We start from the raw sequence: 264 nt of genomic DNA on the forward strand, positions 1-264 counted from the left end.
AACTCTGATAGTATGATCTGCTACTAGCTATAAGTTCAAGATTAATGACAAATAAGCCGTTGATGATCAAAACCCTCGGATTTATTCCCGGAATCAATCCAAAATCCAAAATCCAAAATCCAAAATCCAAAATCGGAATTTTCGGTTGTTAAACTCTGATAGTATGATCTGCTACTAGCTATAAGTTCAAGATTAATGACAAATAAGCCGTTGATGATCAAAACCCTCGGATTTATTCCCGGAATCAATCCAAAATCCAAAATC

The 264-nt window shown here is 34.8% G+C and carries 1 protein-coding gene; it reads right to left on the minus strand.

Annotated features, from left to right (window positions below; genetic code table 11):
* Positions 1-41: 41 nt before the first annotated feature.
* Positions 42-264 (minus strand): hypothetical protein (locus FFO06_RS22225; RefSeq protein ID WP_236097209.1); only part of this gene is annotated, 223 nt, incomplete at its 5' end.

The organism is Dolichospermum planctonicum (assembly GCF_005402965.1).
GTDB classification, from domain to species: Bacteria; Cyanobacteriota; Cyanobacteriia; order Cyanobacteriales; family Nostocaceae; genus Dolichospermum; species Dolichospermum planctonicum.